Source organism: Winogradskyella thalassocola (assembly GCF_900099995.1).
GTDB classification, from domain to species: domain Bacteria; phylum Bacteroidota; class Bacteroidia; order Flavobacteriales; family Flavobacteriaceae; genus Winogradskyella; species Winogradskyella thalassocola.
In genome coordinates this window covers 376,070-401,465 of sequence record NZ_FNCZ01000003.1, presented here as the reverse complement: position 1 = coordinate 401,465, position 25,396 = coordinate 376,070, and the positions used below count along the sequence as shown (strand labels likewise).

General features: G+C 34.5%; 25 protein-coding genes. 11 read left to right on the top strand and 14 right to left on the bottom strand.

The window, feature by feature from the left end; genetic code table 11:
- Window positions 1–306 precede the first annotated feature (306 nt).
- Entirely contained in the window at window positions 307–498 is a 192-nt protein-coding gene (locus BLT80_RS10955; RefSeq protein ID WP_092467858.1) for a cold-shock protein, read from the top strand.
- Window positions 499–588: 90 nt separating this feature from the next.
- On the opposite strand, the gene BLT80_RS10950 is transcribed toward BLT80_RS10955, so the two are convergent.
- Both BLT80_RS10950 and BLT80_RS10945 read right to left on the bottom strand, forming a co-directional pair.
- Entirely contained in the window at window positions 589–1,329 is a 741-nt protein-coding gene (locus tag BLT80_RS10950) for an acyl-CoA desaturase (RefSeq protein WP_092467856.1), read from the bottom strand.
- 116 nt (window positions 1,330–1,445) lie between these two features.
- The gene (locus BLT80_RS10945) at window positions 1,446–2,015 is read right to left on the bottom strand and encodes a Crp/Fnr family transcriptional regulator (protein WP_092467854.1); all 570 of its coding nucleotides are present in this window, start codon (window positions 2,013–2,015) and stop codon (window positions 1,446–1,448) included.
- 202 nt (window positions 2,016–2,217) lie between these two features.
- Here BLT80_RS10945 and BLT80_RS10940 point away from each other — a divergent pair, with 202 nt between their 5' ends.
- The 3 genes from BLT80_RS10940 to BLT80_RS10930 all read left to right on the top strand — a co-directional run bounded on the left by BLT80_RS10940 (window position 2,218) and on the right by BLT80_RS10930 (window position 5,315).
- Window positions 2,218–2,466 (top strand): cold-shock protein, encoded by a 249-nt coding sequence (locus BLT80_RS10940; RefSeq protein WP_092467852.1) that lies wholly within the window; start codon window positions 2,218–2,220, stop codon window positions 2,464–2,466.
- A 189-nt stretch (window positions 2,467–2,655) separates the two neighbouring features.
- Complete coding sequence (locus tag BLT80_RS10935) at window positions 2,656–3,999, top strand: DEAD/DEAH box helicase (RefSeq protein ID WP_092467850.1); 1,344 nt, start codon at window positions 2,656–2,658, stop codon at window positions 3,997–3,999.
- Between the two features lie 2 nt (window positions 4,000–4,001).
- On the top strand, window positions 4,002–5,315 hold the full coding sequence (locus BLT80_RS10930) for a DEAD/DEAH box helicase (protein ID WP_092467847.1): 1,314 nt from the start codon (window positions 4,002–4,004) through the stop codon (window positions 5,313–5,315).
- 2 nt (window positions 5,316–5,317) lie between these two features.
- On the opposite strand, the gene BLT80_RS10925 is transcribed toward BLT80_RS10930, so the two are convergent.
- Window positions 5,318–6,055, bottom strand: a complete 738-nt coding sequence (locus BLT80_RS10925) for an arylesterase (RefSeq protein ID WP_092467845.1) — start codon at window positions 6,053–6,055, stop codon at window positions 5,318–5,320.
- Between the two features lie 26 nt (window positions 6,056–6,081).
- Between BLT80_RS10925 and BLT80_RS10920 the strand changes: the two genes are divergently transcribed.
- The 4 genes from BLT80_RS10920 (at window position 6,082) to BLT80_RS10905 (ending at window position 12,022) form a co-directional block, all read left to right on the top strand.
- A complete protein-coding gene (locus BLT80_RS10920) occupies window positions 6,082–6,771 on the top strand; it encodes an ABC transporter ATP-binding protein (protein WP_092467843.1) in 690 nt (229 codons plus the stop codon).
- Between the two features lie 44 nt (window positions 6,772–6,815).
- Complete coding sequence (locus BLT80_RS10915; protein WP_092467993.1) at window positions 6,816–9,308, top strand: ABC transporter permease; 2,493 nt, start codon at window positions 6,816–6,818, stop codon at window positions 9,306–9,308.
- A gap of 225 nt (window positions 9,309–9,533) precedes the next feature.
- Complete coding sequence (locus tag BLT80_RS10910) at window positions 9,534–11,291, top strand: transcriptional regulator (protein WP_139181053.1); 1,758 nt, start codon at window positions 9,534–9,536, stop codon at window positions 11,289–11,291.
- Window positions 11,292–11,497: 206 nt separating this feature from the next.
- A complete protein-coding gene (locus tag BLT80_RS10905; protein ID WP_092467839.1) occupies window positions 11,498–12,022 on the top strand; it encodes a hypothetical protein in 525 nt (174 codons plus the stop codon).
- A 206-nt stretch (window positions 12,023–12,228) separates the two neighbouring features.
- On the opposite strand, the gene BLT80_RS10900 is transcribed toward BLT80_RS10905, so the two are convergent.
- The gene (locus BLT80_RS10900) at window positions 12,229–13,566 is read right to left on the bottom strand and encodes an exonuclease domain-containing protein (protein WP_092467837.1); all 1,338 of its coding nucleotides are present in this window, start codon (window positions 13,564–13,566) and stop codon (window positions 12,229–12,231) included.
- 131 nt (window positions 13,567–13,697) lie between these two features.
- On the opposite strand from BLT80_RS10900, the gene BLT80_RS10895 reads away from it, so the two are divergent.
- Window positions 13,698–13,898: a CsbD family protein gene (locus BLT80_RS10895; protein ID WP_092467835.1), complete on the top strand. Its 201-nt coding sequence runs from the start codon at window positions 13,698–13,700 to the stop codon at window positions 13,896–13,898.
- 68 nt (window positions 13,899–13,966) lie between these two features.
- Here the strand turns inward: BLT80_RS10895 and BLT80_RS10890 are convergent, their stop codons facing one another.
- Window positions 13,967–14,935 carry a sugar phosphate isomerase/epimerase family protein gene (locus BLT80_RS10890; RefSeq protein ID WP_245710225.1) on the bottom strand — a complete coding sequence of 323 codons (969 nt, stop codon included), beginning with the start codon at window positions 14,933–14,935 and terminating at the stop codon, window positions 13,967–13,969.
- A 366-nt stretch (window positions 14,936–15,301) separates the two neighbouring features.
- Between BLT80_RS10890 and BLT80_RS10885 the strand changes: the two genes are divergently transcribed.
- Window positions 15,302–15,700: a hypothetical protein gene (locus BLT80_RS10885; protein WP_092467833.1), complete on the top strand. Its 399-nt coding sequence runs from the start codon at window positions 15,302–15,304 to the stop codon at window positions 15,698–15,700.
- A gap of 133 nt (window positions 15,701–15,833) precedes the next feature.
- Here the strand turns inward: BLT80_RS10885 and BLT80_RS10880 are convergent, their stop codons facing one another.
- A complete protein-coding gene (locus BLT80_RS10880; RefSeq protein WP_092467831.1) occupies window positions 15,834–16,355 on the bottom strand; it encodes a 5' nucleotidase, NT5C type in 522 nt (173 codons plus the stop codon).
- Window positions 16,356–16,569: 214 nt separating this feature from the next.
- Entirely contained in the window at window positions 16,570–17,490 is a 921-nt protein-coding gene (locus BLT80_RS10875; protein WP_092467829.1) for a DUF302 domain-containing protein, read from the bottom strand.
- Between the two features lie 350 nt (window positions 17,491–17,840).
- On the opposite strand from BLT80_RS10875, the gene BLT80_RS10870 reads away from it, so the two are divergent.
- Window positions 17,841–18,935, top strand: coding sequence for an alkene reductase (locus BLT80_RS10870; protein WP_092467827.1), 1,095 nt, complete (start codon window positions 17,841–17,843; stop codon window positions 18,933–18,935).
- Window positions 18,936–19,997: 1,062 nt separating this feature from the next.
- Here the strand turns inward: BLT80_RS10870 and BLT80_RS10865 are convergent.
- The 7 genes from BLT80_RS10865 to BLT80_RS10840 all read right to left on the bottom strand — a co-directional run bounded on the left by BLT80_RS10865 (window position 19,998) and on the right by BLT80_RS10840 (window position 25,314).
- Window positions 19,998–20,285 carry a hypothetical protein gene (locus BLT80_RS10865; protein WP_092467825.1) on the bottom strand — a complete coding sequence of 96 codons (288 nt, stop codon included), beginning with the start codon at window positions 20,283–20,285 and terminating at the stop codon, window positions 19,998–20,000.
- 164 nt (window positions 20,286–20,449) lie between these two features.
- Complete coding sequence (locus BLT80_RS10860; protein WP_092467823.1) at window positions 20,450–21,034, bottom strand: hypothetical protein; 585 nt, start codon at window positions 21,032–21,034, stop codon at window positions 20,450–20,452.
- 433 nt (window positions 21,035–21,467) lie between these two features.
- Window positions 21,468–21,593 (bottom strand): hypothetical protein, encoded by a 126-nt coding sequence (locus BLT80_RS20405; protein ID WP_262508031.1) that lies wholly within the window; start codon window positions 21,591–21,593, stop codon window positions 21,468–21,470.
- A gap of 38 nt (window positions 21,594–21,631) precedes the next feature.
- Window positions 21,632–22,552, bottom strand: a complete 921-nt coding sequence (locus BLT80_RS10855; protein ID WP_092467821.1) for a glutaminase — start codon at window positions 22,550–22,552, stop codon at window positions 21,632–21,634.
- A 151-nt stretch (window positions 22,553–22,703) separates the two neighbouring features.
- Window positions 22,704–23,606, bottom strand: coding sequence for an EamA family transporter (locus BLT80_RS10850; protein WP_092467818.1), 903 nt, complete (start codon window positions 23,604–23,606; stop codon window positions 22,704–22,706).
- A gap of 50 nt (window positions 23,607–23,656) precedes the next feature.
- Complete coding sequence (locus tag BLT80_RS10845) at window positions 23,657–24,298, bottom strand: thiamine phosphate synthase (protein ID WP_092467816.1); 642 nt, start codon at window positions 24,296–24,298, stop codon at window positions 23,657–23,659.
- Window positions 24,299–24,516: 218 nt separating this feature from the next.
- A complete protein-coding gene (locus BLT80_RS10840; RefSeq protein WP_175455591.1) occupies window positions 24,517–25,314 on the bottom strand; it encodes a type 1 glutamine amidotransferase domain-containing protein in 798 nt (265 codons plus the stop codon).
- Window positions 25,315–25,396 lie beyond the last annotated feature (82 nt).

Here is a 25,396-nt window from a genome sequence, read left to right as displayed (position 1 = left end):
TTTTAGGTTGTTTTTTCATCAATAATTCAACTGAATTCTAATTCTTTGTAGTGCTTAAAAGCCGACTTACTAATTTGAACTTTAAATTTTATGATATTATATCCTTATAAAGAGAAAATTACTTCGTTTTTAACACGAGTATCCTAGAAGGATGAACTATTATAGGATGTGAAAATCATACATTAAATCATCGCATATAAAGCTACACTGAATTATAAAATAAAATAAGTACTTTAAAACATTGTATGTTAAAAAAATGGCATCATCTTTGTATTTTAAAAGTTATATAAATTAAATTACATTACAATGAGTAAAGGAACAGTAAAGTTTTTCAATGATGCCAAAGGATTTGGATTTATCACTGAAGAAGGAGTTGACAAAGATCATTTTGTACACATTTCTGGATTAGTAGATGAAATTCGTGAAGGCGATGAAGTTGAATTCGATCTTGAAGAAGGTAAAAAAGGATTAAACGCAGTAAACGTAAAAGTTATCTAATACATATACTTCAAAGTTTAAAAAGAAAGCCCATCAGTTATGATGGGCTTTTTTATTTTATATTTTCAGGTTTCAAGTAAGACAACTCAATTAACTTTTAATTCTTATTGGTTTTAGCTTAATAATACCAACAGCGTCTAATATTTTTATAATGACATAAGTTAAATCTATTTCATACCATTTTACACCAAAATTAGCTCTACTAGCATACTTGTGATGATTATTATGATAACCTTCGCCCATCATTAAGAAATCAAATCGGAATAAGTTTTTACTCGTGTTTTTCATTTTAAAATTTACATAACCGTAAATATGACCAAACCAATTAATAATAACTCCATGAATTGGTGCCATTAAAAATGTAATAGGTAATAATAACCATTGCCACCAAGAGGTTACAAAAAGTGCAAAGAATAAAATATACAATGAAATCCATAGTAATCTCGAAAATCGAGAACTAGCAAAACGATCAAACGATTTCCATTGTGGTACATTTTTAGTAAAACGCTCGTCTACAGAAATACGTTGTTGATTAATATCTTGATAGATGGTTTTTGTTTTCCACATCATGGCAAATACATTAGCATCATAAGACGGAGAGTGTGGATCCTTTTCTGTATCGGTATAAGCATGGTGCATTCTGTGCATTATACCATAGCCATAAGCACTTAAATAACTAGAACCTTGAAAAATCCATGTTAAAATAAAGGTTATGCGTTCCATGGTTTTTGACATGGTGAACACTTGGTGTGCCGCATAACGATGCAAAAAGAAGGATTGAAAAAATAGACCTCCATACCAAAGTATTAAAACAAAAAGAATTATAATCATAGTTAAGTTTTTGCAAAGATAATGACACAATACGTGCCAAACAATGAATCTAAATCAATTAAATGTATATACTTTACGATTGAAAGATGCTAGATTGTTATACCTAAACCAAATAACTAAACACGTTTTCTAATTCGGCTTAAGGCCTGTGCAGTGATACCAATGTAAGAACTAATATATTTAAGTGGAATTACTTTTAGGAGTTCTGGACGTTCTTTAAATAATTTTAAATACCGTTTTTCGGCAGTAAGGTTCAATAGATTTTGTTCACGACTAGATTTTAATAAAAAGAGGCGCTCTGCTGTTAATCTGCCCACAAGGTTTCCGATCTGTGTATTTTTATAAACCTCTTGTAAATCAGAATACGTCATACTTAACAAAGTCGTTTCTGAAAGCGCTTGTAATTGATATGCTGAAGGTGTTTGCGTTAAGAAAGAATCATAAGCACTAACAAATTGATCTTTAAAACTAAAACCGAATGTAATTTCTCTATCTGAATTCTCCTTGGGAATAAATAAACGGACGACACCAGACTCAATAAAAGAAATATGATTTTCTATGTCATTAATTTTTAGAAAAACACTCTTCTTTTTAATCACGCGTCGCTGTAATTTAGACGTAAAAAAGTCCCAATCCGATTGCGATATTGTCGCTATTTGATCTAAGTATGCTTTTATTTGTTTCACGTTTTTCTAAGGCTAATTATCAGGAGTGCAAAGATATAAATTCATAGAATCTTTTAGATAAAAAAGAATACGAATCAACTATATATGAAGTCTTTCTTACAAACTCTATTATTTATACTATTTTTGTAGCGTTAATTACTAAAAGTAGGACTACCCATTAGTATTACTTTTTAAACCTATAAATAAAATTTAAAATAGAAAGATGATTAGAAGTTTCATAAATAAATTATTTAATTCTAACAAAGCAAGCGAAACAAAAGAAGGAACCGTTAAATTTTTTAATGCGAAAAAAGGCTTTGGATTTATAACCATTAAAGATTCGGAAGAGGAGATTTTTGTTCATACAACTAACTTAGTAGATAAGATTAGAGAAAAGAATAAAGTGACTTTCAATGTAGAAAAAGGCAAAAAAGGCTTAATAGCTACTAATGTGCGTGTGATTAAAAAATAAATATCATACTAACTTAAATATTTTCGTTGTTATTGATAGTCACTTTGCTATCAGTTTTTTGACAGCATTATGTTCCAGCGAAAGCAGGAATCTAATTTTATAAAAAATAGGTTTGTGTCTTTGTAGGAATGACATCTATTTTACCCATTACCAAGAACGGTATTCCTACCTTTGCAAAAATTATTTTTTATGTCCACACGTTTTTCCGATTTAGGAATTAATGAACAGCTACAAAAAGGTTTAGCTGATTTACAAATTTCAGTTCCAACCGATATTCAAGAAAAAACTATTCCAGCAGTCTTACATCAAACTGAAGATGTGGTGGCTTTAGCTAAAACAGGAACAGGAAAAACAGCGGCATTCGGACTCCCGTTATTGCAATTAATAGATACAGACAAGTCCACAATACAAGCCGTTATACTAGCACCAACACGAGAATTAGGTCAGCAGATTAGTGCAAACTTAACAGCGTTTGCTAAATATATGCCAGAAGTTTCTATAGCTACAGTTTGTGGTGGTATTCCTATAAAACCTCAAATTGAACGTTTGCAGAATACCACACATATCGTTGTAGCAACACCTGGTCGTTTGGCTGATTTAGTAAAACGAAACGCCGTAGACATCTCTAATATCTCTTATTTTATATTAGATGAAGCTGATGAAATGGTTAGTGCTCTAAAAGACGGACTCGATGCTATAATTAAAGAAATCCCGAAAACAAGACGTACATTATTGTTTACAGCGACGATGCCAGGAACCATTAAACAATTGGTTCAGAATTACATGTCAAAACGTGTGGTGCATATTGAAGCTGATATGGCAACTGTGGGACATCAGGGTATAGATCATCAATATGTGGTGGTTGAGCCTATAGAAAAGTTAGATGTTTTATTGCATTTCTTAAATTCGAAAGCAGGGCAACGCGGCATTATTTTCTGTAAAACGAAAGCAGCCGTCAATAAATTAGCTAAAAACTTAGCGATTAATAAATTCTCATCTGGTGCCATTCACGGTAGTTTAACGCAAGGTATTCGCGATCGGATTATGGGACAGTTCAGAGAAGGCCATATTGATATTTTAGTTGCTACAGATTTAGCATCTCGCGGATTAGACATTAAAGCTGTTGAATTTGTGATTAATTATCACTTACCAGATACTTACGATGCTTACGTACATAGAAGTGGTAGAACGGCTAGAGCCGGAGCAAAGGGGTTAGCATTAACCATTCTGCAACAAGAGGAAGTTATTGATATTGCGGATTTTGAAGCTGAATTGGGTATTGTTTTTAAAGAATACAAGAAAGCAGACACTCAAAGCATAGAAGAAAACAAAGCCTTATTATGGGCTAAAAAAATATTTAAGACCAAACCCAATCGTACCATTTCTGAACAATTAAGAAAAGACGTTAGAACCGTATTTCATCATTTAACTAAAGAAGAATTGATCGAAAAAGTATTGGCTGATCAGTTAGCTCAAACGTCATTAGGATCTCAAAAATCTGACGATTTTAAACCTAAGAAAAAGAAAAAATAGTTATGGCAAATAACATCAAAGCACAGCAAGATATACTCGAAAAATTAAATATCTACCAGCTTAATCCAATGCAAGAGTCTGCTTTGGCGTCTATTGAGGCTAACGACAAAACAATATTATTATCTCCAACAGGAACAGGAAAAACCTTAGCGTTTTTATTACCGCTTTTAGAAACCTTAGATCCTGAATGTGAAGATGTACAAGCATTAATTATTGTACCTTCTAGAGAATTGGCGATTCAAATTGAAACGGTGATTCGTAATATGGGATCGGGTTATAAGGCCAATGCCATTTATGGAGGTCGTGCGATTTCAAAAGATAAAATAGAATTAAAACATACACCTGCCATTTTAATTGGGACACCAGGACGTTTAGCAGATCATTTTGAACAAGCACGTTTTACCACCAAATTCATTAAAACTTTAGTGATTGATGAGTTCGATATTTCAATTGAAGTAGGAGCAGGAGGTGAGATGAAAGACATCATGAGTTACTTGGCCAATGTAAACAAACGCATTCTGACCTCTGCGACACAAGGAGCCTCTATTCCAAAGTATTTAAAAATGGATGGAGCTAAGACCTTAAATTTCTTAACGGAGAAACCAAGTTCTAAGCTAGAAATAAAAACGGTGGTGTCACCATCGGCAAATAAACATAATACCTTAGTCGATTTATTACATCATGTAGGTAATGAGCCTGGAATTGTGTTTTGTAATAAAAAAGAACGTCTCGAAGATTTAAGTCGTTTTTTAGACAAAAAGAACATTGCGCATACGTGTTTTTATGGAGGTATGGAACAACACGATCGCGAACGTGCTTTAATAAAATTAAGAAACGGAAGTGTATCTATACTTGTGGCTAGTGATTTAGCGTCACGAGGTATTGATATTCCTGAGATGAGCTATATTATTCATTATGAAATTCCTGATGCGTATCAAGAATATACCCATAGAAATGGTAGAACGGCTAGAGTCAATTCTAAAGGAACAGCATATCTTATAAAAGGAGATAGAGAAGTCTTTCCAGAGTTTATTGAAAAGTCGAAAATCATTAGAGTTAACACTGCCAAAGACATTAAGCCTCCGTTTTGGACCACCTTATTTATTTCTGGTGGTCGTAAAGACAAAATATCTAAAGGTGATATTGCGGGTCTATTCTTTAAACAAGGGAACATCTCTAAAGATCAGCTTGGTGTTATAGAATTGAAACAAGATTGTGCTTTTGTTGGCGTGCCTGTTAGTATTGCTGATAGTTTAGTTGATCAATTAAACAATACACGTTTAAAGAAAAAGAAAGTTAGGGTTACTATTATTTAAGATTAAAGTAACGGCTTTAAAACTTCCCAAACGGTGTTGGCAAGTATTTTATGACCTTCAACCGTAGGATGAATTCCATCGTTTTGGTTGAGTTCTTTGATACCTCCAACATCTTTCAATATAAAAGGAATAAACGCTAAGTCATTTTTTTCTGCAATATTCATAAAGATCTGTTTAAAATCTCTTGTGTATTCTTGCCCCATATTTGGAGGTAATTGCATACCTGCTAATATAATTTTAGTTTTAGGACTTTTCGATTTTACGGCATCTATTATAGATTGAAGGTTTGTGGCCGTTTCTACAAGATTAACACCACGTAGTCCATCGTTAGCCCCTAATTCTAATAAAAAGATATCAATATCTTGGTTTAAAATCCAGTCGATTCTACCTTTTCCTCCTGCTGTAGTTTCTCCGCTAACTCCAGAATTAACAATGGTATAATTTAAGTTTAAAGAATCAATTTTCTGTTGTAGAACACCAGGAAAAGCGTCATTGGTATCATCTAAACCATAGCCAGCAGTGATACTATCACCAAAACACAGAATGGTTTTTGTACTCGTATCTGTTGTGACCACGTCTTCTGTTTGTGTCTCAGATTGGGTTTCTGTTGTTTTCTCTGTTTTATCACCACCACAACCAACCAATAAAAAGGCTGTTATAAAATAACAAAACTTTAAGAGTTTAGAAGCCGTTGAGATTGGTGAAATTAAATGCAAATGATTATTTTGAGCCTTCGACATAAATGGTCTTATAAATTAAAATTAGTATGCCAAAGATATTAAACATAACTGGTCTAGAAAAGACATATTCTAGCGGTAACAAACAATTAACAGTCCTACAAAACATTTCTTTTGACGTAGAAAAAGGACAAATTTTTTCTATTGTTGGCCCATCAGGAAGTGGGAAAACGACTTTATTAGGCTTATGTGCTGGTTTAGATCAGCCTAATTCTGGTACCATAGAACTTTGTGGACAAGATTTGAATACTTTAAACGAAGACCAACGCGCACAATTACGTAATAAGAATGTGGGCTTTATATTTCAGAATTTTCAATTGCTACCAACCCTCACAGCGCTTGAAAATGTGAGCGTCCCGTTAGAATTACAAGGTTCTAAGGATGCTGTTAAGAACAGTCTGGCTTTATTAGAAAAGGTAGGTTTAGCAGATCGTGTACATCATTATCCATCACAACTATCTGGTGGAGAGCAACAACGTGTGGCTTTAGCGAGAGCCTTTGCTAATGCACCTTCCATTTTATTTGCTGACGAACCAACAGGAAATTTAGACGAGGAAACTGGCGAAAAAGTGATTCAATTATTATTTGAGTTGAATAAAGAAGCCGGAACCACTTTGGTGATTATTACGCACGATTTGGATTTAGCCAACCGCACGCAACAAATCTTAAGACTTAAAGGTGGCCAGATTTTAACCAACGAACGTACAGCTGTACTGTAAACATTTCAAACAATATGAATCAAAATACAACCTGGCTTTTTAAAATGGCTTGGAGAGATGCCAAAGCGAGCAGAGTACGTTTGTTCCTATTTATGGCTTCTATCATTTTAGGTATTGCAGCAGTGGTATCTATTCAATTATTTAGTAATAATCTCAAAGACAATATAAAGCTTCAATCTAAAGCCTTAATGGGTGCGGATTATACGATAGATACTCGACAAGAACCAACAGAACGCGCACAAACAATTATAGATTCCCTACAACCCGATGCTAAAGAAATCAACTTTGTATCGATGATAGCTTTTCCTAAGAATGGAGGCACTAAATTGGTTAAGGTGCGTGGTTTAGATGGCGCCTTTCCTTTTTATGGAACCATTGACACAGAACCAAGCTCTGCAGCAGATGCTTATCAGGACTTAGGTGGAGCATTAGTTGATGCCACTTTAATGCTTCAATTTGATGTAAAACCGGGAGATTCTATTAAAGTCGGGGCAATAACATTACCTATTTTGGGATCACTAAAAGCGATTCCTGGCAGCACGGCTATTTCAACATCTGTAGCTCCTCCGATTATTATGCCTTATGCTTTAATGGAAGCGACAGGACTCATACAGTTTGGGAGTCGTAAAGAATATCAGTTTTTCTATAAAACGGCTGAAACTTTTGACCTAGAAGCGTTTGAAAAAATTATAGATCCACAATTAAAAAAGGAGGAAGCAGATTTAGACACGCATACAAGTACTAGTGAACGTTTAGGAAAACGCTATGATAACGTTGGTAAATTCCTAAATCTAGCCGCTTTTATTGCCTTATTATTAGGATGTATTGGGATTGCGAGCTCTGTTCATATTTATATTAAAGAGAAATTAAGTGCTATCGCCGTTTTAAAATGCATGGGAGCCTCACGCATGCAAAGCTTCTTGATTTTCTTAATTCAAATTGCTGGTATTGGTATCGTTGGTGGATTAATTGGAGCGCTAGTTGGTATTGGTATCCAAGAATTGTTTCCCTATTTATTAAAAGACTTTTTACCATTTTCGGTGGAAATTTCAATTTCTGCACAACCCATACTTATTGGTGTTTTTCTAGGATTATTTATGTCCGTTTTATTTGCTCTATTACCATTACTTAGAACGTGGTATGTCTCGCCATTAGAAGTATTGCGCGTGGATGAAAAAGGAGCTCAAGAACCCTTTAAAGTTCGTGTGGCAGTGATTGCCGCAGTTTTAATTTTTCTATTCTTGTTTTCATTTTGGTTATTAGGCGATGCGCTGTATGCTTTAGGGTTTATGCTAGCGACTTTAATTGCTTTTGCAGTGTTAACAGGGGTTGCCTTGCTATTTATTAAGGGGATTAAAACTTATTTCCCAAAACGATGGGGTTTTGCAGCACGCCAAAGTTTACTCAATTTATTCAGGCCCAATAACCAAACCGTTGTTTTAGTGGTTGCTATTGGTTTAGGAACCTGTTTAATTAGCACTTTGTATTTTACTAAAGATATTCTATTAGCAAAAACCGAAGTAGGGCAGAGCTCTAGTAATGCTAATATTATCATTTTAGATGTGCAATCAGACCAGCAAGACACTGTTGAAGCGCGTATTAAAGCGAAAGGTTTACCTGTTGTGAATAGTATTCCGATTGTGACGATGCGTATTCATAAAATAAAAGGTCGCTTAGCAAATGACTTACGCCAAGACTCTACCAAACAAATGCGGAATTGGATATTAAATCATGAATTTAGAAGCACGTATCGTGATGCCATGATAGATTCTGAAGAACTCTTGGAAGGTGAGTGGACATCACACACCACTCCTAATGCTCCGATACTAGTTTCGATAGCAGATAATCTTGTGGAAGACGGTATAGATATTGGTGATAACATTACGTTTAATGTGCAAGGTGTCCTTATGGAAACTACGGTTGGTAGTATACGGAAAGTAGATTGGAGACAATTACAACCTAATTTTAATTTTGTATTTCCTGTTGGAGCACTTGAGCAAGCGCCACAATTTCGTGTTATTTCTACAAATGCAGCTGATGAAGCTAGTTCTGCGGCATTACAACGCGATTTAGTGGCCGAATTCCCTAATGTGTCCATTATAGATTTACGTCAGGTGTATACTATCGTAGAAGATATTCTAGATAAAGTGTCTTGGGTTATTAATTTTATGGCGTTCTTCAGTATTATCACTGGTATTATTGTATTAATTGGTTCTGTTCGAACGAGCAAGTACCAGCGTATAAAAGAGAGCGTTTTGTTGCGAACCCTTGGTGCTAAAAATGCACAGATTCTAAAAATTTCAGCTTTAGAATACTTGTTTTTAGGATTGTTAGGTAGTTTAGTCGGTATTCTATTAGCCTTAATTAGTAGTCTTTGTTTGGCATTATTAGTATTTAATGAACCTTTTGCTCCGTCAATGATTCCTTTTTTAGTGATTTTACCAGGTATAACAGTGTTAGTAATGGCTATTGGTTTAAGTAATATACGATCGGTATTAAGTAGTTCTCCTTTAGCTGTATTACGAAAAGAAGCCTAGTGTATGTTGAACGTTAAATCGTAGCTTAAATCGATACATTATATAATGATGTAAGAATTTTCAATAGCGAACCCGCTTATCACCCGCTTATGACCCGCTTAAGATACGCTTATGACCCGAGTGTGCGCAATGGGAATTTATTTTAAGGATTTGCTCTGAAAAAGTATCTGTCATAGGTCCTTAAAAAATAAGTATATTTAGACCTGTCTAACTTATTGATAATTAATGCTTAAGTATTATACGTCATTCTTGTTTTTTTTCGCCGTAGTAATTTTTCCATTGTGGTCACAAACTACCACGCTTACTAGTGATACCTATTTTAAACAGTACGAACAGATTAGTGATTCCATGGCATCTGTGTTTCCTGAAAATGATATAAAAACGTATCGACGCGTCTCGTTTTCTGATGCTGAAATGCAGCGCTATTTATCACTTCATTTTAAACGTTTAGATCTCTTAAATCATATTGAAGGGCATGCCAAATTCGTTTTAGACAGTTATTTGCATTCTGGCAATTGGTTTAGAGAAGTGGGTTTCCCGAAGGAATCTATAAAATCATATCTTGACTTTTTTAGGTATTATGAAGCTCATGAAACTGAACTAAGCCTCACAGAACGCAACAAATTTATGGAGATGCGTAGTTATGCCCGAAGTATACTTGCTGAAAATTATGCTAAGCTAGGTTTATTAGATAGTGCAGCAATTCAGCACAAAGTGAATATATTGTTTTCAAAGAACCTGAATTATATTTACCATCCATCGTCCATAAATAATTATGGCCTCTTTTTTTATTGGCACAAAAAGGATCTGGATTCTGCCATGTATTTCTTTAAACGTGCTTATGCACTTACAACGTCTAAATTCCCTAAGCACACTTTAAATGGGAGTATACGCGATAATGTTGCTGATATTTATACCGACCAAGAGGATTATGAAAAAGCCCAGGCCTTATATCAGCAAAATTTTGATTTTTTTAAAACAGCCATTAACGAAGAAACGTTAGAAAATGACATTCCAAGGTTAATTAGTGCAGGATCGCAATTGGTGACGACCAATACGCATTTAAACAAACTAGAGGCAGCACAGCGCACTTTGAATTTCTTAGACAGCATCATAAAGCTTCAAGAAAGCAATAATAATCTGAGCTCTAGTTCTAAATTAGAATATTTAAGAGCTAAAGAAGTACTCTTACGTGCTAAAACTAATATTCCAGCGGCATATACAACTGTTAAGCAAATTGAACATATTTCGGACAGTCTTCAAACGATATTGAATCATGCTGATAAAAAATGGCAAGAGGAATTGAATGATATTACGATAGATAAAATTGAATTAAATTTTAAAATCGACCGGATTCAAAAGGAAAACATGATTAAAAACCAACGTGCTAAACTTTGGTTTATAGGACTTTTGTCTTCGATTTTTATAATTGTCTTAGTTTCACTAATTATTAGTAGACGGCAGCACCTTATAAATGCTAAGAACAAACAATTATTGGCAGAACAACTCCTTGAAAACTCTGCCTTAAAGGTAGAACAGCTTAATTCTGAGATTAAATCTAAAGAACGTGATTTGTCTGATTTTGCCATTAAACTCACGCAAGATCAGGATTGGGCTAAATCGCTCGCCGACCAATTAGAAGTTATAAAACAAGCGAATTCAGAAGCGCGTCCGGAATTAATTAATGACCTTGATTTAGCCATTTCAAATAAAATAAGCGTTGATAGCGATACGCAAGAATTTTTTGAACGCTTAGATAAACTGAGCGATGCGTTTTACAGTAAATTGACAAAGCGCTATCCAAATTTAAGCAAAAACGAGATTAGACTGTGCTCGTTAATTCGATTAAAAATTGAAAGTCGAAGTATTGCGACCCTTCAAAATATCACCTTAGCGTCCTTAAACACCAGTCGCTATCGCCTAAGAAAAAAACTTGAACTCTCAGAAGAAACGGATTTGGATTTCTTTATTCAAAATCTATAAATTGTTTATTACTAGGTAATTATAATTCAAATTACGGAACTGTCTATTAAATGTCTATCGCCTGTACATCAGTGGTCTATATCGATTATGCGGTTGTGCCTTACTTAACTTTTACTTTAGCAGTGTTCTATTTATACAACGTGTTTATTTAGAATAATGCTATTACCACTTTAATTATTAAGTACCACTCTAAAACCGTATCACTTATGAAAACATGTCTTCTTGGTTTAATTTTTTTAGGACTTGCCAACCTTAGTTCAGCGCAAAATGATTTAGCAATGGAAACGTCTCAGTTTAACGACAAGGATTATACACCGCGTTCCATTTCAGTTCTCAACGAACAGTATTTAAATTTAGAACTTACCGCAGCACAACCTTTAGCGGTTTCTATTAAGAAATTACAAAAAGTAGCGGCCGATTTTGATGTCTCAAAAGATCCTGTTTATAGTAAGAACAAGTCTATGACGTACACTGTTAATTTTCAATCGAGCGACAATTCTATCACTGCCATTTATGATACTAAAGGTGTTATTTTGAGTTCTGAAGAATACTACGAAGATGTACGAATTCCATTAACAATAAGCAGTCAACTAGCAAAAGATTATCCAGGATGGGCGTTTCTTAATAGCAGCTGCACTGTTAATTATGAGCATACTAATGGAGCGGAGATTACTTACATTATAACCCTAAAGAAGGAAAATAAATCGAAATCTATTTCCCTAACGCTATAGATTAGATATCTTATTTTCTGAGTTGAAAACAGCCCTTTTATGGTGCTGTTTTCTTTTGTGGTAGAGACTTTTATGTCTTTTAGAGTCTTTTAAATAAGTGAGCTTCTCGATACAAAATTCCAAGAAAAAGGAATTTCACCCGAAGCGACAATTGTTACATATCGAGAACACCAACAACCAAAAACCATCAACCAAAAACTAACCAACTACAAATCCAACAAACGCGATCTCAAAATCTTCTGAATATCCATATTGTTTTTCTGAGGAATCAGGAAGGTATCTAAATCATCAATGTGGTTAATAGTCTCTTCTTTATCAACAAAACCATAACCTAAATAGTCGCCGTTTTTCACCATAACGAAGGCTTCCTCATTATCGTGTCTGCCTTTTTCTCTTACAATGATATCGCTCTTTTGATCTGACATATCATGAATAGCCTCAAGAACTCTGTTATTGTAATCTTCTACAGTTTCCTCATCTTTACAAATCCCTTTACAGTTTTTGATGTTGAAATGCGAACATTCCGAAACCGACTCTTGTAAATGGCAGTATTTAGGACATAAGTTATGCTTCTCACACATCTTTTCTAAATAGGCACGCACTTCTCTTATGCTAAATAATGTCACGATAGGATTAGGCACTAAACGGCTTTTATTACTAGCTAAATGTAGAATTCCTTTTCGGTCTTCATACGAGAATATGGCAAAGGATTGTATAGTGCGTTTCGCGACTTTATTGTACCTCGGAAAATGGTGCTTAATGGCGGCATCTTCCATAAGTAGTGCTATTAATTCGCTACCAGAACTTTCAAAATCGATATCGCGCGTTTCTCTCACCATATCTTGCGCCTTTTTTGTTTTACTATAAAAATGGCTAAGCACTCTTTTTTTAATGTTTATGGCTTTACCGACATAAATGACAATTCCTTTCTTATCCTTAAAATAATAGATGCCTGCGGTATCTGGCAAGGCTTCAAACGTTTCTTTAGGTAGGTTAGGAGGTAAGGTGGCTTCTTTAGAATTCTTGTTTAAAAATTCCTTAAAAACATCTGAAGCTTCAGGTTGTTGTAATAGTAATTCGAATAAAATAGTGGTGGCTTCGGCATCGCCTCTGGCTCTGTGTCTGCCCACCAAATTAATCTCTAAAGCACTACATAATTTCCCTAAACTGTAAGACCGATGTCCTGGTAATAAGCGTCGCGATAAACGAACCGTACAGAGTTTCTTTCTGTTGAATTCTAAACCAATTCTACTGAATTCCCCACTAATCACTTTATAATCGAAATTCACGTTATGCGCCACAAATATGGCTCCTTCAGTAATGTTTATAATATCGTCTGCAACCTCTGCAAACCGCGGAGCGTCAGCAACCATATGGTCATCGATCCCTGTGAGTGCTGTAATATGCTGTGGAATATAAGTTTCCGGATTTATTAGTGATGTAAACTCGTCTATTACGGTATCTCCGTTAAATTTAAAAATTGAAATCTCAGTCATGCGATTGCTTTGTCCTGTGGTTTCAACATCAATAATGGTGTAAATCATGCGTTTTTACCTTCTTTTATTTTTTGCATCAATTTATTAATGGATTGTGCTAATGGGTGTTTAAGACTTGCTGTAAATTTACAGTAGTAGATCAAAGTGATTTACTTTATTAACTTAAAAATACAGAAATTATGTCTAAACCATGGCAAGATAAAGCAAAAGGCAATTGGAATATTGCTAAAGGAAAATTAAAACAAAAATGGGGAGAACTTACTGACGATGATCTAGATTACCAAGAAGGTAAAGAAGATGAAGTTGTTGGCCGAATTCAGAAGAAAACAGGCGAAACAAAAGAAAACGTCAATAGTTTCTTAAACGATTTAAAGTTCTAAAACTCCCTCGTTTTAAAACAACAGAAAATCCTGATTAACGCAGGATTTTCTGCGCTCCGGGCCACACCTTATTCAGCTTGCTTCCAAACTTCCTTAAGAAACTGTAAATCATTGGTCATATTTTTAAAAACCTCTTCTTTACTGATGGTTAAAGTAGAATGCCCTTTTTCGGCACCACCTAAATCATATTCGAGATGTAGAGACACAGGCACATTGATTTTATATTTTTTTAATATTGAGAAATAGCGCTTAAAATCTACCATTCCTTCACCAAGTGGTACATTTATAAGCGTCCATTTTCCGTCTGTAAGGCCCCATTTAAAATCTTTAATCACTATAGTATTAATAAATGGTTTAATACGTTGCAAACCTAACTCCCAACTACCAGCGCCTTCAACAACCGCATGCCTAATATCATATTGACAACCTAGAAATTCACCCTTTGTAGCTTCTAAAATAGGGAGCAAATCCCAAACGGCTGCACCCACATGTTTACCCGAATGGTTTTGATAACCACCAATTAATCCTAATTCTTCGTTAAGTTGTTCTAAAGCTTTGGCTTGTTTGGCATAGTGTGCTTGACTCTCTTGTATGGATTGATTTTCTGGATATGTTAACCAATCGGTGCGATAATGCGTAAACCCTAATTGGCTTGCTGTTTCTAAAACCACTTTGTTTTTATCATCGTTAACATCCCAAACGTTTGTGGACATTAGTTGTGGTTGTAATCCATATGCTTTCATGGCTTCAACCGCTTTTGGTAAATCGTCTTTTACCTGTTCTGGAAGTACATGGCCTTTTCGTCTAACAGTTAAATCGAGTCCATCAAAACCCATGTTCGCAGCAGCTTCAGACATATCTCTATAATTTAAAAACTGTAAGTGTTTAGAAAACAAATGAACCTTAAGGTCATTTTCTGTTGCAGAATTTATTGGATCGAAAGCATTTTGAAACCCCAAAAAAGGCAATGCTGCGATTCCTAATGTTGAAAGTTTGGCAAAATCGCGTCTTGAAAAGGTATTAATTGGCTTACTCATCCTAGTGTATCATAATTGCTGTATGAAAGGTAACTATTTATATCTAAAGTTTCTAAAGTTGCAATTAGCATCGAATTACCGGAGATTTAATTTCATTTCAGAAAATTATAACGCTAATCAGTCAGCTTTAACACAAGCTTAACCTCGTTTAGTCGTGGAATTGTAAGTAATTCACTACATTATAAATACCTCAAATAATAGTCCCTCATAACTAATAAACTTTATCAAATCATATGATACCCCAAACAACATATAGTCTAAATAATACGAAAGGTCTATCATTATTTTAATGCACTTCTGAATTCATAAATACAGACTCCATTAACATAATAATTAAAATTTAACCATTTTAAAACCTATAGGATCATGAGAATTCAATTTAATACGACGCAACTTAACTCTAATAAAACCATACATATTACCGAAAGAGACACGGCTTATCTTACGGCGTTATTTGAATGTCGATTAGAGACCTACAAATTACATATTACCGATATAAACGTTCATTTATCTAATGAAAATTATGAAAGAGAAGGACGTTACGGCAATCACTGTTCATTAAGTACTAATATCACAGGAAAAAAGCTACAACCCATTAATTTTGAAGCTGATAATGACAATATTGTACTGGCGATAATACATGCCATTGATAAACTTACAGTTTTATTAATGGCACGACTCAAAGTAGGAGAAGATGCGCTACAAAATGATAAACGTGTTATTAAAATCCGAAAGCAACTTGCGCAAGTCCTTTTGCCTATGTAATGCTCTAACCATTAGTAAATTTTAGTGCTATCAACCGTACATCTAGGAATCTTCAATTACCTCTTTAAAGACCGTTGCATTGGCCGACTCAAAGTAATTCCGATTACATTCGTTGTGAAGCTTTGGGTTTGTTTTAAAGTAAAAGCTTAGCGATATCTTCCCAAGTAGCCACTCTGTTGTAGCCTGTATCATTCACATTATGAGGAGAATTAAACAATAATGTATCTCCTTGAAACTTCTCTAAATTATACGATCTATCATCAATAAGAACATCTCCATTTAAGATAAACTTATCTCCACACATAATACGGTGTTGCCACGTAATGAATGGCATATGCTCATCTAACCACTCGCTCTTTTCTAATAAGGAATTTGGAAACTGAGTTGCTGCCGTAGCAATATAAACTTCATGTCTATTATACAGCGCTTCCATGACCAATATACTATCTTCAATAGGTTTTAAATCTCTAAAAAAGCCAGGTTGTAACGCGTGTTGCCTAATACTTTCTTGGTGTGCTTTTGGGACATTATGCCATATTTCACCAGAAGAAATTTGCGACATGCGTAAGTCTTGCTGATGTTCTTTGTTATATAATTCTATGTGTTTGCCGTAAGTGTCGGCTAACACATCGTCCATGTCTACAAATATTGTCATTGGGTTGTTTTTTTGCGAAGGTCTAAATAATAGTGGGAAATGGCAAGGAGAGATGTTTTATTTAATGGTTAATTAATGTTTTGGTGAATTACGGTATTCCTTAAAAACTAATTATCAAAACTGTTCATGTTATAAAAGCAAAAAGCTCATAAATAAAGTATTTACAAGCTTTTCACAATGTTTACCAAAATGAGGGTTTTGGCTCACATACATTTTAGTTCGCTGAAGTCCCAGAAGCAGATATGGTTTGCAGTGCTTGAGAAATCATTTCTAAAGTGTCGTTATTTCCAGTTATACCATGTCTTTCTCCTATATAAAATGGATTATTATATATAATATTGACATCACCATCACTATTTTCATAAATCAACATTTTTTGGGGTAAGTCTAAAGCTATAGTTCTTAATTCTGACATTAACGGTGTTCCTAATGCTGGATTTCCAAAAATGATTAATTTCGTAGGCAATAACTCCATGGCAACACTTTGAGCATTAGCTTGATGATCTAACTCTGCGATAACTGACACGGCGTCTAAACTGTTTAAGGTATCTAAAATTAGATTATAGGTTGTATTGAAGTCGTTCGTGCTCGTCACAGAAATAATTCCGTCGTTTAATATGGGACTAGATGAATTTAACACAATATCTTTCTCTGTTGCGCTATTTACAATGGTAACAAGTGCATTGGCTATCATATCTGTTGTTGAAACATCGCTCAAACTATGTCTGTTAACTAAGTAGTCTACTGAATTGTATGCCACAATAGCATCTCCAATTTCATCAGTAAACACGGTAAGGCGTTGGGGTAAATCTAATCCGGCAGAACTATTATTTTGCATTAGTGGAGTTCCAAGTGTCGGATTTCCAAAATATACGGTACGTGTAAAATCTAATTCTAAACCGACGTTCTGAGCATTTTCAGAATGGTTAACTTCTGCAATAATACCAATGTTCTCGTTACTATTTAACTGAGAAACAATGTTGTCGTAAATACCAGAAGGAGACGCATCGGTTTCTACGTATCCAATACCTTCCGTATTTGGAGTATTATTTAGATTACTTTTAACGTCATCCTTGCAGGCCGAAACCAATAGTAACGTACTAAATAAGATGGAACTAAATTTAAATATTTTCATAATGATATGGTCTATTTTTGTGATGATCTAAGTTTTTGTTGCAGAGATGCTAGGCTATTTTACGTGCACGATTAACAGTTAGTCTTTTCCAGAACCTTTACTTAATCATCCAAATTTATCACCACATATTATATCATCTACTTCCTTCTTATTTCTAATCAATCTTTCTATGATAGTTCACATTAAAATTGATTCAAACTTAAGGGTTAAAACCTATAGCTCTTGACTTATAACAACAAAGTATTGATGCGTTTAAGAAAGGTTAAATCTATCTTAATTGCTATCTATTCGCCAAATTGGTGTTTGAAAATCGTAACTTTATACTTCAAATTAACACAAGTAAAACACCTATGAATACGCAACATTTATTAACTCCCTATCATAAAAATATCACTTTAAAAAACCGTGTTGTTATGGCACCTATGACGCGTAGTCGTGCGGATAACAAAGAAAAAGTCGCTACAGACGATTTACAAGGTTTATATTACGAACAGCGTGCTTCGGCAGGTTTAATTATAACAGAAGGTTCTCAGGTTTCTAAGGAAGCTGTGGGCTATATCAATACTCCTGGTATTCACTCTAAAGCGCAAGTGGACGGTTGGAAAAAGGTTACCGAACGTGTACACTCCAAAGGTGGTACTATTTTTATACAGTTATGGCATGTTGGCCGTATTTCGCATCCCGATTTTCATGATGGTGAATTGCCTGTTTCTGCATCAGCGATTAATCCTAAAGCTCAGTCTTATACTCCAAACGGATTTAAGGAAACCGTAACTCCAAAAGCGATGACGGCTGGAGATATTAAACGTACCGTTAACGATTTTAAAAATGCGGCTGCGAACGCTGTGGAAGCGGGTTTTGATGGCATTGAACTGCATTCGTCTAATGGGTATTTGTTTCAGCAGTTTTTTAATGGCTGTTCTAACACCAGAACTGATGACTATGGCGGCAATATTGAAAATAGAACACGTTTCTTTTTTGAAGTTTTAGACGCTATGAAAACCGTGATTCCACAAGAAAAAATTGGAGTGCGTTTTAATCCATCGTTACATGGCTTATTTGGCATTACGGTAGATGAAGAGACCATTCCGACGTTTGAATATATTATTAAAAAACTGAATGATTATAATTTGGCTTATGTGCATTTATCAGAACCGTTTACCGATGTTTCTAAGGTGCCCTTTGCTGTAACTGATATTGCTAAGCATTTTCGTCCGTTGTACAATGGAACATTGATGATTAATACTAATTTTGATCAGGATAAAGGGAATAAAGTGCTTGCTGATGGTGATGCGGATTTAGTGGCTTATGGTAAGCCTTTTGTTTCTAATCCGGATTTAGTAGAGCGTTTTGAACAGGATTTAGAATTAGCGGAATGGGATAAGGATACGTTTTATACTCCTGGGAAAAAGGGGTATACGGATTATCCGTTTGCTTCTGAGTAATTTTGGTTATTTTATTGATATTAGGATTGGCATTGTAGAGCTTTTGTTTTGCGATGCTTTTTTATTTGTTCTTTTAAGCTAATGTTTGTTTTAAAGAGCTTCGTCAGTTCGAGTGAATTTTACGATTGCAATGAGTGAAATTAGTATCGAGAACCTGTATTCTTATTTGTGTTTTAGTGTTGATCGTGGTTCTTATAATAATTCGATTAGAAGATTGGGATATTTGATCTGTTGATTTAATACGTTCATTTTTGAAGGACCAAAAACGAACCAAAATGTCCTTTACTGTCGAAGGTATTTTTAATAGCACTTTGGTGCTCTTAAAACCATAATAAAAATCCTAAATAGCTTCCAAGGCTTCAGCTATTTTTAACGGATTTTGATTATATATACTGCCGACAGCGATTCCGACGCTGTCGGAATTTGGGTGTTGCTTGTTTGCTTGTGGTTTGTTTTTTCTTTTTTGATATGTTCTTTTGTTGAAGATCGTCAGTTCGAGTGAATTTTGCGATTGCAATGAGTGAAATTAGTATCGAGAACCTGTGTTTTTATTTGTGTTTTAATGTTGATCGTGGTTCTTGTAATAATTCGATGAGAATATCGGGATATTTAATCTGTTGTTTTTCTGTGTTCATTTTGTCTTGACACAAAACGAACCAAAAAGTCAAAACGATTTGTTAGGAAATTACTCATGGGTTTTTATTGTTTAGGTTTGAATTCGTGAATGCTATCGCATTTGTCTGCGCGCCATTCGCTAATACATTAATAATTTGAGGTTTTTATAGACCTGTATTTTCAATACTTGATATTATAGATTAACTTTATTCTTAGCTCATTATTTCTGAAAATCGTTGGTTCCGACGCTGTCGGAATTTGGGTGTTGATGGTTTACTTATGGTTTGTTTTCTTCTTGTCTCTTTTCAATCTAACGAACCAAATAGCTATAATGTAAAAAATCAAAATCCTGAATAGCTATTATGATGTCTGCTATTGTAATGGATTTTGATTGTTTATGTTTTTATAATAGCTTAACCTTGTTTAGATTTTGGTCAGGCTTTTAAACTATTTGCTGTTTTCAATATCTAGCTCAAGGTTTTCATTATGATCACTTCCTAAGCTATAGTGCTGATTTTCTTCATCAGGCTTTCTATTATTAGATAATGGTTTTGAATTTTTACTACCAGGAATATCTAAATCTTTTGCGGCGAAATCGGGTTCGGTTTCACGGTTTCTTAAAAGTTTGTCATCACCATTGTCTTGCCTTAGGTTTCCAGATTTGTCTCCTAGAATCTTTTCGTCTTCTTTTGTAATATCTGAATTGTATTGTTCTTTTTTGTCTTCGCTTTTCATAACTTTTAATTTTTAAGATGTACTCAAATTTAGAAATTTCAAACAGTGGGTATTAACTGAGAAGAATAAAATCTTAATGTTTTTGCTAGCTTTAGAGGTTCTCGATACATTCCGACGGAAAAGTCGGAATACTCGAACTGACGTTTTACGATTGTTTATTAGGCTTAATCCTTTTTAAATCCAGTAATTATTGTCTGGACGTTTAATTTTTTCCAAATAGCTTCGGTATATGGTTTTGGGGATATTTTAAAAATTATAATAGTTTCTTCTGTTGCTTGGTTAAATATTTGCTGTCCTAAAATGTAAGTGGTTATGACTTTACCAGTATGAAAACCATCAAAGAACGTGAGTTGTGCTTCATATTCAGTTCCTTTTTCGGTTGTCATTGGTGCTTTAAATTCCGCTTCAGGCAAAGGAAACTCTTGTGCCCAATAATTTGGTTTCATCAGATGATCGAAGTAGTGGAGTAGGTTGTATTCTAACTCGTATAATGGAATCTCTTGGTTTGTTTTCACCCTCCATGTCATAATTATAGACCAAAAGTCGTCGTGATTTTCTTTAGACCATTCTGGTGCAAAAGTTAATTCTTCGTAACCTTCTAAAGTGAGTTTTGGTGCCCATTCTATTGGGAATTTTATGATTTCCTTTCCCCAAGTACTATCGGCTTGTATGATATATGCTTCTTGTTGTTCTTGACTGTGTACGGTGTGAAGTGTTAATAGCAGGAGAAATAAAAGCGTTTGTTTCATGATGTTTTATTTTTTCTAAAGTTATTGGAAATGCTTTTTAAAACGGCGTGCAGATTGTGAAAAAAGTGTGAAATTTTGATTTTGGTCGTTTTTCTATAGATTCTTGATACATCCCGAAGAAAACCTCGGGACATTCGAACTAACGTATTTTTAATGTCTGTTTTGAACATTCATTTTGCCTTGATGCAAAACGAACCAAAAAATCAAAACGATTTGTTAGGAGTTACTCATCCATTCTTATTGTTTAAATAGGTTTTCGTGAATGCTGCGCATTTGCTAAAGCTCCATTCGCTAATAGATTAATAATTTAAGGTTTTTATCAAATCTAAGTTTCCAATACTTGATTGTGTAAATAAACTTTATTTTTAGCTCATTATTTCTGAAAATCGTTGATTCCGACCGTGTCGGAATTTGGGTGTTGATTGCTTACTAACTATTTTCTTTCTTTCTTTCTTTCTTTCTTTCTTTCTTTCTTTCTTTCTTTCTTTCTTTCTTTCTTTCTTTCTTTCTTTCTTTCTTGGTATGCTCTTTTGGTTTTGAATACAAAGAGTTTAGTCACAGGTATTAGTTTAAAAACATGATTGATAATCTAAATCATTAAAAAATACTCATTTCAGAATGTGTCGTAACCGTTTCTAGTAATTTCATGCCTTTAAAAGAGTTTCCGTTAGGATTTAATTTTGGACTCCAAACGGCAATCGTAAAGTTATTAGGGTATAAGGCTACAATACCACCACCAACACCACTTTTTCCTGGCAGTCCCACTTTAAATGCAAATTCACCTGACTCGTCATAGAATCCACAAGTGAGCATTAAAGCATTGATTCGTTTTGCCTGACTGCTCGTTATGATCCGCTTACCATCGCTTAATTTTCTACCTCCATTGGCTAAAAACGAAAAGCTACGAGACACTTGTTCACAATTCATTTCTAAAGAGCACATATCGAAATAAAAATCTAACACTTCGGCTGGATCGTTTTTAATATTATCTAACGATTTTATAAAGTTACATAAGGCTACATTTCGGTAACCCGTAGCTTTTTCAGAATCAGCGATGTCATCAGAATAGTTTAGATCTGGAATATCACTTAAATCTCTAACAAACTCAAGAAACTCCTCACGTGCATTTTCTAAATGTGTGATTAAAATGTCGCAAATAACAATAGCTCCAGAATTAATGAATGGATTACGAGGAATGCCTTTATAAGTTTCTAGCAAAAGAAGCGAATCGAATTTTGTACCAGAAGGCTCAACGTCAATACGCGTCCAAATACGCTCTCCTAGAAACTTAACAGCTAACGAAAGTGACAAGACTTTAGCAATACTCTGAATTGAAAATTTCTCTAAGTGGTCTCCAATTCCGAAGTTATTACCATCTATTTTAGTGATGTGCACTCCAAACTTATCTGGATTTACATTTGCTAATTCGGGTATGTAAGTCGCTAGTTTTCCGTGGTCTTTAATTGGCTTAACGAACTTGTATGCGTTTTCTATAATTTGAGTGTAATCTGAATTCATTCGGTTTAATCGTTTAAAAAATTATAGCAAGTTAAGTTTTAAATTGGTATTACTAAACCCGTTTTTTATCACTACTTTATAGTTTTCACAATTTAATGAAGCATAACAACCAAGAGTCTGATTCAGTTGTCTTAATGTTAAATACTCCTTTTTAATTAGAATATAAAATTAGAAAAACTCCAACCATAATTCCTGCTAAGGGGACTAATTTTTTACGCTTATTCTGTTCTTTAAAGACTAAACCACCAACGACTACGGCAATTAATATCTGACTTCGTTTAATGGCAGATAACAACATAATTAAGGCATCAGGATCTTGCAAGGCTTTAAAATAGAAGTAATCTGCGGCTTGCAATAAAATACCGACGGCGATAATGGACCAACGGAATTTGAAGGCTTTTCGTTTTTCGGCATGAGGAAACCATGTAATCGATAGGATAATAAGTAGAATCAATATGGTGTAAAGGCAAAACCAGAATTGTAAGGTTTGCGGGTTGAGACTTAGATTTTGAATTAAGAATTTATCGTATAAACCACTGGACGCGCCTAAAAACGTCGCTCCGATAATGGCGAAAATCCATTTGTTGCGTTTAAAATTTATACCTTCTCTTTTACCGATTTTAGAGTAAAGCATTACTGAGAAAATGATGAGGAAAAAGCCAATCCACTGCAAAGGACTAGGTTGTTCTTGGTAAATTAAAATCGCACCAATAAAGGTAAAAAACGGTCCTGCAGAACGAATAGGTGTGACAATCGTAATCGGCAAGTGCTTTAACGCTTGGTAAGCTAATATCCAAGAACTCGCCATAATCGCTGATTTTATAACGATAAAACCATGGATTTGCCACGAAATCTTTTGAAAGTTATAACCGTGCTCAAGCGCGTAATCTGGATAAAAGATAGACAACCCATAAAACGCAGCGACAAATAAAAAGCCACTAGATACCGTACCTAAAAGGACAGGAAACACTTCGTTGCCTTGTACAGCATGTTTTTTACATAAGTTGTGTAATCCTAAAAAAAGAGCGGCTAATAAGCCTAAATACATCCACATACTGGACTATATATTTAAGTAGTTAATTGAAGGAAAGAAGTAAGGTTTATTTATTCAAACGTGTGACGAATCTCACCCGTTGCTGATGCTTTTAATAAAAGATTGAACTGTTTTATGCTGTCAAAATTTTCAGTGATAGCATCAGATACCGCAACGCCCGAAATACCAGTTTCTAAAATAGCGGTCACGTCATCTGTAGTGATATCGCCAAAACCTATAATTGGTTTTTCTGTTATTAAAGCATTACTGATAGCCGTATAGCCGTCCAAACCTAAAGCTTTAGTTGAACTATTTTTAGTCGATGATTTAAAAGGTTCTAAAATAATATAATCGCTATTTTTGGCGATTAACGATTCGCAATCTTCCAAAGTATTTGCCGTACCACCAATAATTTGCCAGCTGTATAAATCTGGTCTAACTACAGTAGGGCAGATGTCTGATTTTTCTAAATGCACACCTTCTGCTTTTACGTCTTTTGCTATTTTATAATTAGAATTAATGATTAATCGTGTTTGAAAATGAAAGGTAATTTCTCGAGCAGCTTTAGCTATTTCCAAATATTTAGCATCCGAAACATCCGTAAGATGTAATTGCACTAATTCCGCACCAGATGTACATGCCTTTTGAATGTTTTCTAAATGTGCTTCAGGAGTATTTCCTTGAGATATGTAATGAAGTTTAGATATAATCATGTAGTGGTGTCTTAATATTAGGCCTTCTCTTTAAATGCGGCGCAAAAATACAAATGTTTGGTGGTGTAGGTCATTAATATCGCATAGAAATAGAAAGCTTCTGAGATGCTTAAAACTCTGAATCTTAATTCAACATACAAACAGACTTATGCAAACAATTAAAAAAGCCTGCAAACATTACGTTATACAGGCTTTCCGCTATTAATCAACTAGGGTAATTATTTCAATGTTTCCAATAACTTTTCAGCTACTAATTCTGATGATGCCGGATTTTGACCTGTAATAAGATTGCCATCTTGTACAGCATAAGGTGCCCATTTATCTCCATTAGAGTAGAACGCTCCATTTTCAATCAACATATCTTCAAGTAACAATGGTACAACTTCGGTTAAACCAACTGCTGCTTCTTCTAAATTAGAAAATCCAGTCACTTTTTTTCCTTTTACTAAGGCTGTTCCATCTTCATTTTTAACGTCCTTCAATACAGCTGGTGCATGACAAACAAAAGCGATAGGTTTATTTTGGCGATCGAATTTTTCAATCAAGGCTACTGAATTGGCATCATTAGTTAAATCCCATAAAGGACCGTGACCACCTGGATAAAATACAGCATCAAAATCATCTGGATTCATATCTGCTAATACTTTGGTGTTTGCTATTTTATCTTTTGCATCAGCATCCTTGTTATAACGGTCAGTAGCTTCGGTTGCCGCATCTGGCGAATCACTACTTGGATCTACTGGTGCAGCTCCACCTTTTGGTGTCGCGATTGTAATGGTTGCTCCTTTATCTAATAACGTGTAATATGGACTTGCGAATTCTTCAACCCAAAATCCTGTTTTCTTTCCTGTATCTCCTAATTTATCGTGAGATGTTAATACGAATAATACCTTCATGTTCTTTTCTGTTTTTAATTCTTTTTGTCCTTCTGAAACGGTTTCAGAAGTTGTATTCTCTTTACAACTTGAGGCTGTAATTAAAGTTAGAATAACTACTATAGTTTGTAGTGTTTTCATTTTTATAAAATCTAATGTCTGTTTGAGTGTTGAAAAAATTGATCTTTATACATTCCGACGTCAACGTCGGGACACTCAAACG

Bases quoted from the DNA above. Each gene is read 5' to 3' on its own strand.
- BLT80_RS10955 (WP_092467858.1), top strand. From the start codon at position 307: ATGAGTAAAGGAACAGTAAAGTTTTTCAATGATGCCAAAGGATTTGGA.
- BLT80_RS10950 (WP_092467856.1), bottom strand. From the start codon at position 1,329: ATGATTATAATTCTTTTTGTTTTAATACTTTGGTATGGAGGTCTATTT.
- BLT80_RS10940 (WP_092467852.1), top strand. From the start codon at position 2,218: ATGATTAGAAGTTTCATAAATAAATTATTTAATTCTAACAAAGCAAGC.
- BLT80_RS10935 (WP_092467850.1), top strand. From the start codon at position 2,656: ATGTCCACACGTTTTTCCGATTTAGGAATTAATGAACAGCTACAAAAA.
- BLT80_RS10930 (WP_092467847.1), top strand. From the start codon at position 4,002: ATGGCAAATAACATCAAAGCACAGCAAGATATACTCGAAAAATTAAAT.
- BLT80_RS10925 (WP_092467845.1), bottom strand. From the start codon at position 6,055: ATGTCGAAGGCTCAAAATAATCATTTGCATTTAATTTCACCAATCTCA.
- BLT80_RS10920 (WP_092467843.1), top strand. From the start codon at position 6,082: ATGCCAAAGATATTAAACATAACTGGTCTAGAAAAGACATATTCTAGC.
- BLT80_RS10915 (WP_092467993.1), top strand. From the start codon at position 6,816: ATGGCTTGGAGAGATGCCAAAGCGAGCAGAGTACGTTTGTTCCTATTT.
- BLT80_RS10910 (WP_139181053.1), top strand. From the start codon at position 9,534: ATGCTTAAGTATTATACGTCATTCTTGTTTTTTTTCGCCGTAGTAATT.
- BLT80_RS10905 (WP_092467839.1), top strand. From the start codon at position 11,498: ATGAAAACATGTCTTCTTGGTTTAATTTTTTTAGGACTTGCCAACCTT.
- BLT80_RS10900 (WP_092467837.1), bottom strand. From the start codon at position 13,566: ATGATTTACACCATTATTGATGTTGAAACCACAGGACAAAGCAATCGC.
- BLT80_RS10895 (WP_092467835.1), top strand. From the start codon at position 13,698: ATGTCTAAACCATGGCAAGATAAAGCAAAAGGCAATTGGAATATTGCT.
- BLT80_RS10890 (WP_245710225.1), bottom strand. From the start codon at position 14,935: ATGAGTAAGCCAATTAATACCTTTTCAAGACGCGATTTTGCCAAACTT.
- BLT80_RS10885 (WP_092467833.1), top strand. From the start codon at position 15,302: ATGAGAATTCAATTTAATACGACGCAACTTAACTCTAATAAAACCATA.
- BLT80_RS10880 (WP_092467831.1), bottom strand. From the start codon at position 16,355: ATGACAATATTTGTAGACATGGACGATGTGTTAGCCGACACTTACGGC.
- BLT80_RS10875 (WP_092467829.1), bottom strand. From the start codon at position 17,490: ATGAAAATATTTAAATTTAGTTCCATCTTATTTAGTACGTTACTATTG.
- BLT80_RS10870 (WP_092467827.1), top strand. From the start codon at position 17,841: ATGAATACGCAACATTTATTAACTCCCTATCATAAAAATATCACTTTA.
- BLT80_RS10865 (WP_092467825.1), bottom strand. From the start codon at position 20,285: ATGAAAAGCGAAGACAAAAAAGAACAATACAATTCAGATATTACAAAA.
- BLT80_RS10860 (WP_092467823.1), bottom strand. From the start codon at position 21,034: ATGAAACAAACGCTTTTATTTCTCCTGCTATTAACACTTCACACCGTA.
- BLT80_RS10855 (WP_092467821.1), bottom strand. From the start codon at position 22,552: ATGAATTCAGATTACACTCAAATTATAGAAAACGCATACAAGTTCGTT.
- BLT80_RS10850 (WP_092467818.1), bottom strand. From the start codon at position 23,606: ATGTGGATGTATTTAGGCTTATTAGCCGCTCTTTTTTTAGGATTACAC.
- BLT80_RS10845 (WP_092467816.1), bottom strand. From the start codon at position 24,298: ATGATTATATCTAAACTTCATTACATATCTCAAGGAAATACTCCTGAA.
- BLT80_RS10840 (WP_175455591.1), bottom strand. From the start codon at position 25,314: ATGAAAACACTACAAACTATAGTAGTTATTCTAACTTTAATTACAGCC.